At 62.6% G+C, this 17049-nt stretch carries 2 protein-coding genes; both read left to right on the top strand.

Going from position 1 to position 17049, the window contains the following annotated elements:
- The first annotated feature begins 287 nt into the window (after nucleotides 1-287).
- Nucleotides 288-16538 carry a LapA family giant adhesin gene (locus tag IF690_RS01800; RefSeq protein ID WP_202698604.1) on the top strand — a complete coding sequence of 5417 codons (16251 nt, stop codon included), beginning with the start codon at nucleotides 288-290 and terminating at the stop codon, nucleotides 16536-16538.
- Between the two features lie 147 nt (nucleotides 16539-16685).
- Entirely contained in the window at nucleotides 16686-17024 is a 339-nt protein-coding gene (locus IF690_RS01795) for a tryptophan synthase subunit beta (protein ID WP_202698603.1), read from the top strand.
- Nucleotides 17025-17049 lie beyond the last annotated feature (25 nt).

The following is a 17049-nucleotide window of genomic DNA, read 5'->3' as shown; positions in this document are numbered from 1 at the left end:
GGAATGACCGTATATCGGAAAGTTCAAACCATGAACTGGGTCACACACTTTTAGACAGGTCGCCGCATGAATATCAATGTGACATTACCTTGACGATTGTTTAGGATGGCACACAGAAGGTCAATAGTTTGGCATATGGTTAATAGCAAAAAAATATAGCCAATTTATTGACAAGCATTCGCGTCAAAATCACGTGTTTCTACACTCTGAAGAACGTCCAGACTGCGTCGGCATATGCCCGTCAGGAACATGGAAGTCTACTGAACGGTACCCCCGGAGAATCCTCAATGAGCAGTGTTGTTGCTACCGTCAAAAGCATTGTTGGCCAAGTTTTCGTCGTATCCCCCGAAGGGGTTCGCCGCGTACTCGTTGAGGGTGATCGCCTGTACGTAGGCGACCAGGTCGATACCGGCCTGGCGGGCGCCGTCAGCCTGGAACTGGCCGATGGCCGGACCCTGGACCTGGGCCGTGAGACGCAATGGAGCGGCAGCGCTCCGGACTCCAGCACCGACCTGGCCGAGGCCGCCGAACAAGCCGCACCGTCAATCGCTGAACTGCAGCAGGCAATCGTCGCCGGCGCGGACCCGACCACCGACCTGGAAGCCACCGCGGCCGGCCCGACCGCCGCGGGTACCGGCGCTGCCGGCGGCGGCCACAGCTTCGTGATGCTCGACGCCACGGCAGGCCGGGTCGACCCGACTATCGGCTTCCCGACCGCGGGCCTCGGTGCGACGGGCGCTGCAGCGCAAGACACCACCGGTGCGCTGACCACCAATGACAGCAGCACGACCACCGAGATCCTGCGCGACTCGACCCTGACCCTGAGCGCAACCCCGACCATTACCGAAGCCGGCGGCGTGCTGGTGTACACCGCCACGCTGACCCAGGCGCCGCTGACCGGCCTGACCATCACCCTGACCAACGGCTCGGTGATCGTGATTCCGGCCGGGCAACTGACCGGTACCGTCAACGTCCCGCTGGCCCCGAACGACACCGTCTACAACGACCCGAAACAGATCAGCGTGGGTGTCACCGGCACCATCGGCGGCGGGGGCTTGGTGGTGACCGTCGACCCGACGCCAGCCGTCACCCAGGTCACGGACACCGTGGACACCACCACCGTGACCCTGACCGCAGGTTCCAGCGTGACCGAGGGTGGCCAGATCACCTACACCGCGACCCTGACCAACCCGGCGCAGACGCCGGTCACCGTGACCCTGTCCAATGGCTCGACCATCACCATCGACGCTGGGCAGACCGTCGGCACCGTGGTGGTCGACACCCCGCCGAACGATGTCTACAACAACGGCAGCACGGTCAGCACCAGCATTACCGGCACCACCGGCGGCAACTTCGAGAACCTGGTTCCGAACCCGACACCGGCGGTGACCACCATCACCGACTCGCCGGACACCACCGGCCTGACCCTGACCGCCAACGGCACCGTCGTCGAAGGTGGCCAGATCACCTACACCGCGACCCTGACCAACCCGGCCCAGACGCCGGTCACCGTGACCCTGTCCAATGGCTCGACCATCACCATCGACGCCGGCAAGACCACTGGCACCGTGGTGGTCGATACCCCAGCCAACGACGTCTACAACAACGGCAGCACAGTCAGCACCAGCATTACCGGCACCACCGGCGGCAACTTCGAAAACCTGGTGCCAAGCACCACGCCAGCGGTGACCACTATCACCGACTCGCCGGACGCTACCGGCCTGACCCTGTCGGCCACCGGCACCGTCGTCGAAGGTGGCCAGATCACCTACACCGCGACCCTGACCAACCCGGCCCAGACCCCGGTTACCGTGACCCTGTCCAACGGTTCGACCATCACCATCGACGCCGGCAAGACCACAGGCACCGTCGTGGTCGATACCCCGGCCAACGACGTCTACAACAACGGCAGCACGGTCAGCACCAGCATTACCGGCGCCACCGGCGGCAACTTCGAGAACCTGGTACCGAGCACCACACCGGCACAGACCACCGTGACCGACTCGGTGGACAACACCGGCCTGAGCCTGACCGCTACCGGCACCGTCGTGGAAGGCGGCCAGATCACCTACACCGCGACCCTGACCAACCCGGCCCAGACCCCGGTTACCGTGACCCTGTCGAACGGTTCGACCATCGTGATCGAGGCCGGCAAAACCGTCGGCACCGTGGTGGTCGATACCCCGGCCAATGACGTCTACAACAACGGCAGCACGGTCAGTACCAGCATTACTGGCGCCAGCGGCGGCAACTTCGAACAACTGACGCCCGACACCACGCCGGCGCAGACCACCATCACCGACTCCGTGGACGACACCGGCCTGAGCCTGTCGGCCAGCGGCTCGGTCGCCGAAGGTGGCTCGATCGTCTACACCGCCACCCTGACCAACCCGGCCGGCACGCCTGTCACCGTGACCCTGAGCAACGGCGCGGTGATCACCATCGCCGCCGGCGCCACCACCGGCTCCGTGACCGTCGCAGCCCCGGCTGACGACGTCTACAAGGACGCCGGCAAGGTCGAAGCGACCATCCAGGACGCTACCGGTGGCAATTTCGAAAACCTGGTGCCAAGCACCACACCGGCGGTGACGGACATTACCGACACTATCGATACCTCGACTGTTTCGCTGACGGCGACTCCGTCTGTGGCTGAAGGCGGCACCGTGGTGTACACCGCGTCGGTCACTGCTCCAGTGACTGGCTCGCCGGTAGTCGTGACTCTGTCCAATGGCCAGACCATCACCATCCCGATCGGCGAGTCCTCCGGCACCGTCAATATCACGGCACCTAACGATGCCCTCGCGGGCGGCAACTCCCTGAGCGCGACCATCACCGGTGCAACGGGCGGTAATTACGAGAAGCTGGACATCGACGGCAAGCCTGCCGAGACCTCGGTGACCGATACGCCGGACACCACCAACCTGACCCTCAGCGCGACCGACACCGTCGCGGAAGGCGGCTCGATCGTTTACACCGCGACACTGACTAACGCCGCGGGCACGCCGGTTACCGTGACTCTGAGCAACGGTGCCGTAATCACCATCGCGGCTGGCGCTACCACGGGCTCCGTGACTGTCGCCGCTCCTGCGGACGACGTCTACAAAGACGCCGGCAAGGTTGAAGTCACCATCAAGGATGCTGCGGGTGGTAACTTCGAGAACCTGGTGCCAAGCACTACTCCGGCTGTGACTGACGTCACTGACACCATCGACACCTCGACCGTCAGCCTGACCGCTACGCCTAGCGTCGCGGAGGGTGGTGTTGTCGTTTACACCGCGTCGGTCACTGCACCGGTTACTGGTTCGCCTGTAGTCGTGACCCTGTCCAACGGCCAGACCATCACCATTCCGGTCGGTGAGTCTTCCGGCACCGTGAACTTCACCGCGCCAAACGATGCGCTGGCGGGCGGCAGCTCCCTGAGCACCACCATCACCGGCGCCACCGGCGGTAATTACGAGAAGCTGGATGTTGATAGCAAACCGGCTGATACCTCGGTCACCGATACGCCGGACACTACCACCCTCAGCCTGACAGCGACCGACACTGTCGCCGAGGGTGGCTCGATCGTTTACACCGCCACCCTGACCAATGCCGCGGGCACTCCGGTGACCGTGACCTTGTCGAACGGCGCAGTGATCACCATTGCTGCCGGCGCCACCACGGGCTCCGTGACCGTCGCAGCGCCTGCTGACGATGTGTACAAGGACGCTGGCAAGGTCGAGGCGACCATCCAGAACGCTACCGGTGGCAACTTCGAGAACCTGGTTCCGAGCACCACCCCAGCCGTGACCGACGTCACCGATACTATCGACACCTCGACTGTTTCGCTGACCGCCACTCCATCTGTGGCCGAAGGCGGCGTGGTGGTCTACACCGCCTCCGTGACCGCTCCAGTGACTGGCTCGCCTGTAGTCGTGACCCTGTCCAATGGACAGACCATCACCATCCCGGTGGGCGAGTCTTCCGGCACTGTGAATTTCACTGCGCCGAACGATGCCTTGGCAGGCGGTAGCTCTCTGAGCACCACCATCACCGGTGCGACTGGCGGCAATTACGAAAAACTCGAGGTCGACAGCAAGCCTGCCGAGACCTCGGTTACTGACACTCCGGACACCACCACTCTCAGCCTGACTGCGACCGACACCGTCGCTGAAGGCGGTTCGATCGTTTATACGGCCACCTTGACCAACGCCGCGGGCACGCCGGTTACCGTGACTCTGTCGAACGGCGCGGTGATCACCATTACGGCGGGTGCCACCACAGGCTCCGTGACCGTGGCAGCTCCAGCTGACGATGTGTACAAGGACGCTGGCAAAGTCGAAGTCAGTATCAAAGAGACCGCTGGCGGTAATTTCGAGAACCTGGTGCCGAGCACCACACCAGCCGTTACCGACGTGACTGACACCATCGACACCTCGACCGTCAGCCTGACCGCTACTCCTAGCGTCGCTGAGGGTGGTGTTGTCGTTTACACCGCGTCGGTCACTGCACCGGTTACTGGTTCGCCTGTAGTCGTGACCCTGTCCAACGGCCAGACCATCACCATTCCGGTGGGCGAGTCTTCCGCTACCGTGAATTTCACTGCGCCAAACGATGCGCTGGCTGGCGGTAGCTCCCTGAGCACCACCATCACCGGCGCGAGTGGCGGCAACTACGAAAAACTCGACGTTGACAGCAAACCAGCTGAAACCTCGGTTACCGATACGCCAGACACCACCACTCTGAGCCTCAGCGCGACTGACACTGTGGCTGAAGGTGGATCGATCGTTTACACCGCAACACTGACCAATGCTGCTGGTACGCCAGTGACCGTGACCCTGTCGAACGGTGCGGTGATCACCATTGCTGCCGGAGCCACCACCGGTTCTATCACCGTCGCTGCTCCAGCTGATGACGTGTACAAGGATGCCGGCAAGGTTGAGGTGAGCATCAAGGATGCCACCGGCGGCAACTTCGAGAACCTGGTGCCAAGCACTACCCCGGCCGTGACTGATGTCACCGATACCATCGATACCTCGACCGTCAGCCTGACCGCTACACCTAGCGTTGCTGAGGGTGGTGTTGTGGTTTACACCGCATCGGTCACCGCTCCAGTCACCGGCTCGCCGGTCGTGGTCACCCTGTCGAATGGGCAGACCATCACCATTCCGGTCGGTGAGTCTTCCGGCACTGTGAACTTCACCGCGCCAAACGATGCGCTGGCTGGCGGTAGCTCCCTGAGCACCACCATCACCGGCGCGACTGGCGGCAACTACGAAAAACTCGACGTTGACAGCAAACCAGCTGACACCTCGGTGACCGATACCCCGGACACCACCAACCTGACCCTCAGCGCGACAGATACCGTGGCCGAAGGCGGCTCGATCGTTTATACCGCCACCCTGACCAATGCCGCTGGCACTCCGGTGACCGTGACTCTGAGCAACGGTGCCGTAATCACCATCGCGGCTGGCGCTACCACGGGCTCCGTGACTGTCGCCGCTCCTGCGGACGACGTCTACAAAGACGCCGGCAAGGTTGAAGTCAGCATCAAGGATGCTGCGGGTGGTAACTTCGAGAATCTGGTGCCAAGCACTACTCCGGCTGTGACTGACGTCACTGACACCATCGACACCTCGACCGTCAGCCTGACCGCTATGCCTAGCGTCGCTGAGGGTGGTGTTGTCGTTTACACCGCGTCGGTCACTGCACCGGTTACTGGTTCGCCTGTAGTCGTGACCCTGTCGAATGGCCAGACCATCACCATTCCGGTCGGTGAGTCTTCCGGCACTGTGAACTTCACCGCACCAAACGACGCGCTGGCGGGCGGTAGCTCCCTGAGCACCACCATCACCGGTGCGACTGGCGGCAACTACGAGACGCTGGATGTTGATAGCAAACCGGCTGATACCTCGGTCACCGATACGCCGGACACTACCACTCTCAGCCTGACAGCGACCGACACTGTCGCCGAGGGTGGCTCGATCGTTTACACCGCCACCCTGACCAATGCCGCAGGCACTCCGGTGACCGTGACCTTGTCGAACGGTGCAGTGATCACCATTGCTGCCGGCGCCACCACTGGTTCTATCACCGTCGCAGCCCCTGCGGATGACGTGTACAAAGACGCCGGCAAGGTTGAGGTGAGTATCAAGGACGCCACTGGCGGCAACTTCGAGAACCTGGTGCCAAACACCACACCAGCCGTTACTGACGTGACTGACACCATCGATACGTCGACCGTCAGCCTGACCGCAACCGCGACCGTCGCCGAAGGCGAAACCGTGGTCTACACCGCATCCGTGACTGCTCCAGTGACGGGCTCGCCGGTGGTTGTAACGCTGTCGAACGGCCAGACCATCACTATCCCGGTAGGTGAAAGCAGTGGGTCGGTGAACTTCGTTGCTCCGAACAGCCCGCTGGCAGGCGGCAGCTCCCTGAGCACCACCATCACCGGCGCAACGGGCGGTAACTACGAGAAGCTGGACGTTGATAGCAAACCGGCTGATACCTCGGTCACCGATACGCCGGACACCACCACTCTCAGCCTGACAGCGACCGACATTGTCGCCGAGGGTGGCTCGATCGTTTATACGGCCACCTTGACCAACGCCGCGGGCACTCCGGTGACCGTAACCCTGAGCAATGGCGCGGTGATCACCATCGCCGCCGGCGCCACTACCGGTTCCGTGACTGTCGCGGCGCCTGCCGATGATGTGTACAAGGACGCTGGCAAGGTCGAAGCGACTATCCAGGACGCCACCGGCGGCAACTTCGAAAACCTGGTACCAAGCACTACCCCAGCTGTGACTGATGTCACTGACACCATCGATACCTCGACCGTCAGCCTGACCGCTACACCTAGCGTTGCTGAGGGTGGTGTTGTGGTTTACACCGCGTCGGTCACTGCGCCGGTCACTGGCTCGCCAGTCGTGGTAACTCTGTCCAACGGCCAGACCATCACCATTCCGGTGGGCGAATCGTCCGGCACCGTGAACTTCACCGTGCCAAACGATGCGCTGGCGGGCGGCAGCTCCCTGAGCACCACCATCACCGGCGCCACCGGCGGCAACTACGAGAAGCTGGATGTTGATAGCAAGCCAGCGGACACCTCGGTCACCGATACACCGGACACCACCACCCTCAGCCTGACTGCGACCGACACCGTCGCCGAGGGTGGGTCCATTGTTTATACCGCCACTCTGACCAATGCCGCTGGCACTCCGGTAACCGTGACCTTGTCGAACGGCGCGGTGATCACCATCGCAGCCGGTGCAACCACAGGTTCCGTCACCGTCGCTGCTCCAGCTGATGATGTGTACAAGGATGCCGGCAAAGTCGAAGTCAGCATCAAAGACACCGTAGGTGGGAACTTCGAGAACCTGGTACCGAGCACCACGCCAGCCGTCACCGACGTGACCGACACCATCGACACCAGCACCGTTTCCTTGACCGCTACTCCTAGCGTCGCTGAAGGTGGCGTGGTGGTGTATACCGCATCGGTCACCGCTCCAGTCACTGGCTCGCCGGTCGTGGTCACCCTGTCCAACGGCCAGACCATCACCATTCCGGTGGGTGAGTCTTCCGGTACTGTGAATTTCACCGCGCCGAACGATGCATTGGCGGGTGGCAGCTCTCTGAGTACCACCATTACTGGCGCTACCGGTGGCAACTACGAAAAACTCGATGTCGACAGCGAGCCTGCCGACACCTCAGTGACCGATACCCCGGACACCACCACACTGAGCCTGACAGCGACCGACATTGTCGCCGAAGGTGGTTCGATCGTTTACACCGCCACCTTGACCAATGCCGCCGGCACGCCGGTAACCGTGACCTTGAGCAACGGTGCGGTAATCACCATCGCAGCCGGTGCAACCACAGGTTCCGTCACTGTCGCTGCTCCAGCTGATGACGTGTACAAAGATGCCGGTAAAGTCGAAGTCAGCATCAAGGATGCTGCAGGCGGCAACTTCGAGAACCTGGTGCCAAGCACTACCCCGGCCGTGACTGATGTCACCGATACCATCGATACCTCGACCGTCAGCCTGACCGCTACGCCTAGCGTCGCCGAGGGTGGCACCGTGGTTTACACCGCATCGGTGACCGCTCCAGTGACCGGTTCGCCGGTCGTGGTGACCCTGTCCAATGGCCAGACCATCACTATCCCGGTCGGCTCCAGCAGCGGTACGGTGAATTTCGTGGCGCCTAACGACGCCCTGGCGGGTGGTAGCTCCTTGAGCACCAGCATCAAGGAAGCCACCGGCGGCAACTACGAAAAACTCGATGTCGACAGTAAGCCTGCCGACACCTCGGTGACCGATACGCCAGACACCACCACTCTGAGCCTGACAGCAACTGATACCGTCGCCGAAGGTGGTTCGATCGTTTATACGGCCACCTTGACCAACGCCGCGGGCACTCCGGTGACCGTAACCCTGAGCAATGGCGCGGTGATCACCATCGCCGCCGGCGCCACTACCGGTTCCGTGACTGTCGCGGCGCCTGCCGATGATGTGTACAAGGATGCCGGCAAGGTCGAAGCGACCATCAAGGACGCTACCGGCGGCAACTTTGAAAACCTGGTGCCAAGCACCACGCCGGCGGTTACTGACGTCACTGACACCATCGACACTTCGACTGTCAGTCTGACGGCAACTCCGTCCGTGGCCGAAGGCGGCACCGTGGTGTACACCGCATCGGTCACCGCTCCAGTCACCGGCTCGCCAGTCGTGGTAACTCTGTCCAACGGCCAGACCATCACCATTCCGGTGGGCGAATCGTCCGGCACCGTGAACTTCACCGCGCCAAACGATGCGCTGGCGGGCGGCAGCTCCCTGAGCACCACCATCACCGGCGCCACCGGCGGTAATTACGAGAAGCTCGATGTCGACAGCAAGCCTGCCGACACCTCGGTGACCGATACCCCGGACACCACCAACCTGACCCTCAGCGCGACCGATACTGTGGCTGAAGGTGGTTCGATTGTTTACACCGCGACCCTGACCAACGCCGCCGGTACTCCGGTGACCGTGACCCTGAGCAACGGTGCGGTCATCACCATCGCTGCCGGTGCCACCACAGGTTCCGTCACCGTCGCGGCGCCAGCTGATGATGTGTACAAAGATGCCGGCAAGGTCGAAGCAACCATCAAGGACGCCACAGGTGGCAACTTCGAGAATCTCGTTCCGAGCACTACTCCAGCCGTTACTGACGTCACTGACACCATCGATACTTCGACTGTCAGCCTGACCGCGACGCCTAGTGTTGCTGAAGGGGGCGTTGTCGTTTACACCGCGTCCGTGACTGCGCCAGTGACTGGCTCGCCAGTCGTGGTCACCCTGTCGAATGGCCAGACCATCACCATCCCAGTCGGCGCCAGCAGCGGTACCGTGAACTTCGTTGCGCCTAACGACGCCCTGGCGGGCGGTAGCTCCCTGAGTACTACCATCAAGGAAGCTACCGGCGGTAATTACGAGAAGCTGGACGTTGATAGCAAACCGGCTGAAACCTCGGTTACCGACACCCCGGACACTACTACTCTGAGCCTGACGGCGACCGACACCGTTGCCGAAGGCGGCTCGATCGTTTACACCGCCACCCTGACCAATGCGGCCGGCACGCCTGTAACCGTGACTCTGTCGAACGGTGCAGTGATTACCATCGCAGCTGGCGCTACCACTGGCTCTGTCACCGTCGCGGCGCCAGCTGATGATGTGTACAAAGATGCCGGCAAGGTCGAAGCAACCATCAAGGACGCCACAGGTGGCAACTTCGAGAATCTCGTTCCGAGCACTACTCCAGCCGTTACTGACGTCACTGACACCATCGATACTTCGACTGTCAGCCTGACCGCGACGCCTAGTGTTGCTGAAGGGGGCGTTGTCGTTTACACCGCGTCCGTGACTGCGCCAGTGACTGGCTCGCCAGTCGTGGTAACTCTGTCCAACGGCCAGACCATCACCATTCCGGTGGGCGAGTCGTCGGGCACCGTGAACTTCACCGCACCAAACGACGCGCTGGCGGGCGGTAGCTCCCTGAGCACTACCATCACCGGTGCAACGGGCGGCAACTACGAGAAACTCGACATTGACAGCAAGCCTGCCGACACCTCGGTTACTGACACTCCGGACACCACCACCCTCAGCCTGACAGCGACCGACACCGTCGCCGAGGGTGGTTCGATCGTTTACACCGCGACCCTCACCAACGCCGCCGGTACTCCGGTGACCGTGACTCTGAGCAATGGCGCGATCATCACCATCGCAGCTGGTGCGACCACAGGCTCCGTCACTGTCGCGGCGCCAGCTGATGATGTGTACAAGGACGCTGGCAAGGTCGAAGCGACTATCCAGGACGCCACCGGCGGCAACTTCGAAAACCTGGTACCAAGCACTACCCCAGCTGTGACTGATGTCACTGACACCATCGATACCTCGACCGTCAGCCTGACCGCTACACCTAGCGTTGCTGAGGGTGGTGTTGTGGTTTACACCGCGTCGGTCACTGCGCCGGTCACTGGCTCGCCGGTCGTGGTCACCCTGTCCAACGGCCAGACCATCACCATTCCGGTGGGTGAGTCTTCCGGTACTGTGAATTTCACCGCGCCGAACGATGCATTGGCGGGTGGCAGCTCTCTGAGTACCACCATTACTGGCGCTACCGGTGGCAACTACGAAAAACTCGATGTCGACAGCGAGCCTGCCGACACCTCAGTGACCGATACCCCGGACACCACCACACTGAGCCTGACAGCGACCGACATTGTCGCCGAAGGTGGTTCGATCGTTTACACCGCCACCTTGACCAATGCCGCCGGCACGCCGGTAACCGTGACCTTGAGCAACGGTGCGGTAATCACCATCGCAGCCGGTGCAACCACAGGTTCCGTCACTGTCGCTGCTCCAGCTGATGACGTGTACAAAGATGCCGGTAAAGTCGAAGTCAGCATCAAGGATGCTGCAGGCGGTAACTTCGAAAACCTGGTACCAAGCACTACCCCAGCCGTGACTGATGTCACTGACACCATCGATACCTCGACCGTCAGCCTGACCGCGACTCCATCCGTGGCAGAAGGCGGCATTGTCGTTTACACCGCGTCCGTGACCGCTCCAGTGACCGGTTCGCCGGTCGTTGTCACTCTGTCTAATGGCCAGACCATCACCATCCCGGTCGGCGCCAGCAGCGGCACTGTGAACTTCGTAGCCCCTAACGATGCCTTGGCCGGCGGCAGCTCCCTGAGCACCACCATCACCGGTGCGACTGGCGGCAACTACGAAAAACTCGACGTTGACAGCAAACCAGCTGAAACCTCGGTGACCGATACGCCAGACACCACCAACCTGACGCTCAGCGCGACAGATACCGTGGCCGAAGGCGGCTCGATCGTTTACACCGCGACCCTGACCAACGCCGCCGGCACTCCGGTGACCGTAACCCTGAGCAATGGCGCAGTGATCACCATCGCAGCCGGCGCCACCACGGGCTCCGTGACCGTGGCCGCACCAGCCGACGACGTCTACAAAGACGCCGGCACTGTGCAAGCCACGATCCAGAACGCTACCGGTGGCAATTTCGAAAACCTGGTGCCGAACACTGCACCGGCCGTGACCAACGTCACCGACACCATCGACACTTCGACCGTCAGCCTCACCGCGACCTCGAATGTGGCCGAAGGCGGTACCGTGGTGTACACCGCGTCGGTCACCGCTCCGGTCACTGGCTCACCAGTCGTGGTCACCCTGTCCAACGGCCAGACCATCACTATTCCAGTCGGTGCCAGCAGCGGCACTGTGAACTTCGTAGCCCCTAACGATGCCTTGGCCGGCGGCAGCTCCCTGAGCACCACCATCACCAACGCCACCGGTGGCAACTACGAAAAACTGGTGGTCGACAGCAAGCCGGCCAACACCACGGTCACCGATACGCCGGACACCACGTCCCTGACCCTCAGCGCCACCGACACCGTGGCCGAGGGCGGTTCGATCGTCTACACCGCGACCCTGACCAACGCTGCCGGCACGCCAGTGACCGTGACCTTGAGCAACGGCGCAGTGATCACCATCGCCGCCGGCGCCACCACGGGCACCGTGACCGTGGCCGCACCAGCCGACGACGTCTACAAAGACGCCGGCACTGTGCAAGCCACGATCCAGACCGCCACCGGTGGCAATTTCGAAAACCTGGTGCCGAGCACCACGCCAGCGGTCACTAACGTCACCGATACCATCGACACCTCGACCGTCAGCCTGAAAGCGACGCCGTCGGCGGTCGAAGGCGGCGCCGTGACCTACACCGCCACCGTGACCTCGCCGGTCACCGGCAGCCCGGTCGTGGTGACCCTGGCCAATGGCGAGAAGATCACCATCGCGGTCGGCCAGACCACCGGCTCGGTGAGTATCACCGCGCCTAACGATGTGCTGGTTGGCCATACGCCGTTGAGCAACTCGATCAGCACCGTCAGCGGTGGCAACTTCGAGAACCTGGTGGCCGACAAGACGCCGGTCAGCACCACCGTGACCGACACCCCGGACACCACCAACCTGACCCTCAGCGCCACCAACACCGTGGCCGAAGGCGGCTCGATCGTCTACACCGCGACCCTGACCAACGCTGCCGGCACGGCCATGACCGTGACCCTGAGCAACGGCGCGGTGATCACCATCGCCGCCGGCGCCACCACCGGCAGCGTGACCGTGGCCGCACCGAGCGACGATGTGTACATCGACGCCGGCAACGTCAGCGCCAGCATCGCCAGCACCACCGGCGGCAACTTCGAGAACCTGGTGCCCAGCACCACGCCGGCCGTGACCAGCGTCACCGACACCATCAACACGACCACTGTGAGCATCAACGGCAGCACCTCGGTCACCGAAGGCCAGGCCGCGACCTACACCGTCAGCCTGACCAGCCCGGCGCAAACCGAGGTCACCTTGAAGATCAGCTACAGCGGCACCGCCGCCGACGGCTCGGACTTCACCGGCGTGTACACCGTGAAGATCCCGGCCGGCGCCAGCAGCGCCAGCTTCAACGTCGCCACCCTCGACGACAAGATCACCGAGGGCACGGAAAACTTCGTGGTCAAGATCGACTCGGCCACTGGCGGCAACTTCGAGAACCTGGTGGTCAGCGGTACCAATGGCAGCGTCACCACCTCGATCATCGACAACGATGCGCCACCGGTCCTCGACCTGGATGCCAACAACTCCAGCGGCGCCACCGGGGCCGACTACAAGGTGACCTTCACTGAAGGCACCAGCGGCCCAGGCGTGTCCATTGGCGATACCGACCTGTCGATCACCGACCCGGACAGCACGATGCTGACCGGCGCCACCATCGTGCTGACCAACCGTCAGCCGGGCGACTCGCTGAACCTGGGCAACAGCGTCAACGGCATCACCATCAATGCCAACAGCCAGGCGGGCACCATCACCCTGACCCTGTCCGGCAATGCGACGCTGGCCGACTACATGCAGCAGATCAAGAACATCACCTTCACCAACAACAGTGAGGACCCGAGCACCACGCCGCGGACCATCACCGTGACGGTGACCGATGGCAGCAACTACTCCAACGTCGCCACCACCACAGTCAACGTGGTGGCGGTGAACGACGCGCCAGTAGCCACCGGCGGCGCCGTGACCGGCACCGAGGACACCGCCCTGACCCTGACCTGGGCCACCTTTGGCGTCAGCGACGTCGACAGCCCCGCGGCCAGCCTCGGGGTGAAAATCACCCAACTGCCGGGCGACGGCAAACTGCAGTACCTCGATGGCTCGACCTGGAAGGACGTGGCCACCAACCAGACCTTCAGCAAGGCCGATATCGACGCCGGCAAGCTGCGCTTCACCCCGGATGCCAACGAGTCGGGCGTCGATGGCTACAGCGGCAGCGGCGTGGGCAACCAGCAGGCCGACTACGCGCAGATCAAGTTCCAGCCAACCGACGGCCAGGCCCTGGGCAACACCGGCACCGTGAAGATCGACATCACCCCGGTGGCCGATGCGCCGACCCTGGGCGTGGCGAGCAACAGCGTGAACTCCGTCGGCCTGCTCAAGGAGTCCTGGACCAGCCTCAACGGCCTGGGCAACAACGGCAACGGCATCACCGGCGACGCGCTCAAGGCGGTCTTCGACAGGTCCGGCAACCCGACCAGCAGCTCGGTGGTGACCAACGCCCAGTCCGACGGCAATGTCGCGGCTGGCAGTGGCTCGAAAATGTCAGGCCTGATTTACCTGGAAGCAGGCAAGACCTACAGTTTCAGTGGAGTCGCGGATGACAGCCTGCTGATCATTATCGGTGGCAAGAACGTGGCCACCGCGACTTGGGGGAATGCATCGGGCCAGATAACCGGCTCATTTACCCCTACCACCAGCGGTTACTACACCCTGGACATCTACACCGCGAATGTCAGCAACGTAGGCAGCTATGACGTCAACCTGTCGGTCAATGGCAGCACACCGGTCGACCTGAGCAACGCCAACATCCCGATGTACCCGAGCGAAACCGCGCTGAACAATGCCGGCGTCACCCTTTCCGAGCTGCACGGCAGCAACGGCGAGGGTTACTACGACGGCTACAAGCTCAACGAAGGCGCCGAGGGTGGCAGCGTCAAGCTGGCGAAGATCACCACCGCCCTGACCGATACCGACGGCTCGGAAAGCCTGAGCGTGAAGATCGGCGGCATTCCGGCAGGTTCGGTGCTCAGCGATGGCGCCGGGCATACCTTCACCGCCAGCGCCAGCGTCGGCGAAGTCAACGTCACCGGCTGGAACCTGAGCACGCTGACGATCACCCCGCCGTCGCACTACAACGGCTCGTTCAACCTGACCGTGACCTCGACCTCCACCGAGTCCCTGGGCGGCTCGGCCAGCAGCACCGCGCAGATCCCGGTCACGGTGTACCCGGCGACCTACAGCGCCAGCGTCGCCACGGCGGGCGATGACAACTTCGTCGGCACCGAGGGCAACGACATCATGGTCGCCGACGTCGCCGGCCTGAACGTGGTGCAAGGCAAGAACTACAACATCGCGTTCATGGTCGACAGCTCGGGCAGCATGAGCGAGTCCTCGCTCACCGCCGCCAAGAACTCGCTGACCACGGTGTTCAACGCCCTGAAGAACAGCCTGGGCAGCAGTACCTCGGGCACTGTGAACATCTTCCTGGTGGACTTCGATACCCAGGTCAACAAGCAGGTCTCGGTGAACCTCAACGATCCGAACGCCCTGACCCAGCTCAAGGCGGTCCTGGACTCCATGGCGTCCGGCGGCGGCACCAACTACGAGGACGTGTTCAAGACCACGGCCAACTTCTTCCAGAGCAGCGTGGCCACCAGCAATACCAACGCCACCAACCTGACGTACTTCATCACCGACGGCAAACCGACGTACTACCAGTCCGGCGAGCAGACCAACCGGACGCTGTACTCGGGTGGGGCGAAGCTCGACGACGTCGTCAACACATCCAACTACAAGCTAGGGGACACCTTCTCCAAGCAACTGGACAGCACCCATGTACTGCAAATCAGCAGTGATGGCACCGTCACGCTGCAAACCTATAACAGCTGGTGGAATACTTGGTCTACCTCCAACCTGGGCACCCTGCACGCCCAAGGCGATGGCACCTATGAGCTGTCCAGCCGGGCCGGCTTGGGCGGTGACACTGACAGCGCCACCATCAACAATTCCAACAGTGGTTTCGCCCTGCTGAACAATCTATCGCAGGTAGAGGCGATCGGCCTGAACAACGCTGTCAGCCTCAACGACCTGAAGCCCTACGACAGCGATGGCAAGCCACAGACCAACATCGACCCGTCGGACCTGGCCAACGCCATCCTCGGCCACACCGAGGCGACGCTGCCGGGGGCCGACACCGCCAGCGGCGGCAATGGCAACGACATCCTGTTCGGCGACCTGGTGAGCTTCAACGGCATCGCCGGCGAGGGCTACCAGGCCATGCAGGCCTTCGTGGCGCAGAAGACCGGCGTGGCCGCCAGCAGCGTCACCACCAGCAACGTGCACCAGTACATCACCGAGCATTACACCGAGTTCGATGTCTCTGGCGCCCATGACGGCAATGACACGCTGCTGGGTGGCGCCGGCAATGACATCATCTTCGGCCAGGGCGGCAACGACCTGCTCGACGGTGGCAAGGGCAACGACATCCTGCTGGGCGGTACCGGCAACGACACGCTGATCGGTGGCGCGGGCAATGACATCCTGATCGGCGGCTCGGGTGCCGACACCTTCGTCTGGAAGGCCGGCGACACCGGCAACGATGTGATCAAGGACTTCAAGGCCAGCGAAGGCGACCGTATCGACCTGCGGGATCTGTTGCAGGGCGAGACCGGCAGCACCATCGACAACTTCCTGAAGATCACCACGGTGGACGGCACCTCGACCCTGCAGGTCAGTTCCGAAGGCAAGCTCAACGCGGCGGGCGGCATCGCCAACGCGGACGTGACGATCAAGCTGGAGGGCAACAACTGGTCCAACACCAACATCAGTTCGCTGATCGCCGGTAGCGACCCGACCATCAAGATCGATCACAACAACAGCTGATCCACGGTCGACCGGCCACCCGTCCTGGGTGGCCGGTTCTTCCCACCGTGACGATTCTGCCGCCACGTCGCATACTCACGACCAAAGCACACCCTTGGCCTATGCTGCTGACAGCATGATGCCGGACCATATCTAGAGGGATTCCCCATGTTCTACGTGCAACGCGATGCACAGGGCCAACTGGTTCGCGTGGAGCCCGCACCTTACGCCGAGGCCACGGAAACACTGCCGGCCGACCACAACGAGATCCAGCAGTGGTTCGCCAACGAGGTGGTGGAAGTCAGCCTGAAACAACTCAAGCAGAGCGACCTGGAAATGATCCGGGTGCTCGACGACTTGATTCAGGTGTTGACCAGCAAGGGGGTGATCCGTGTTACCGACCTGCCACCGGCGGCCCAGGCCAAGCTGATGGACCGGACCCAGGCGCGTGAGGCGCTGGGTGGCCTGAGCCACCTGATCAACGACGACGAAACCGGCCTGATCTGATCCGTCGCCGGCTGCTGGCCGGCGA

Origin of the sequence: Pseudomonas sp. SK3(2021) (assembly GCF_016772375.1) — a bacterium.
GTDB classification, from domain to species: Bacteria; Pseudomonadota; Gammaproteobacteria; order Pseudomonadales; family Pseudomonadaceae; genus Aquipseudomonas; species Aquipseudomonas chlororaphis_I.
This window is presented reverse-complemented; position numbering and strand designations above follow the sequence as displayed.

Coding starts and splice junctions, on each gene's coding strand:
- IF690_RS01800 (WP_202698604.1), top strand. CDS start 288: ATGAGCAGTGTTGTTGCTACCGTCAAAAGCATTGTTGGCCAAGTTTTC.
- IF690_RS01795 (WP_202698603.1), top strand. CDS start 16,686: ATGTTCTACGTGCAACGCGATGCACAGGGCCAACTGGTTCGCGTGGAG.